1 protein-coding gene is annotated in these 246 nt (G+C 57.7%); it reads right to left on the reverse strand.

Annotated features, from left to right (window positions below):
• Positions 1-246 (reverse strand): homogentisate 1,2-dioxygenase domain-containing protein (locus AB4874_RS19980; RefSeq protein WP_368393323.1); only part of this gene is annotated, 246 nt, incomplete at both ends.

The following is a 246-nucleotide window of genomic DNA, read 5'->3' on the forward strand; positions in this document are numbered from 1 at the left end:
TGCCGTAAATATTGCCCATCATCTCGGACATGATGTTCTTGTGATACCACGGCGGGCGGAAGGTGTGCTCGGCCACCATCCAGCGCTCACGGAACAGCACGAAGTCGATATTGGCGGTGCCCTCTTGCCCTGACGGCGCGGTCAGCACCGTGAAGATCGAGGGATCGGGATGGTCAAACAGGATCGCACCGACCGGGCTATAGGTGCGCAGGTCGTATTTATAGGCGCAGTAATTGCCATGCCATG

The sequence above is a fragment of the Thioclava arctica genome (genome assembly GCF_040892615.1).
GTDB classification, from domain to species: domain Bacteria; phylum Pseudomonadota; class Alphaproteobacteria; order Rhodobacterales; family Rhodobacteraceae; genus Thioclava; species Thioclava arctica.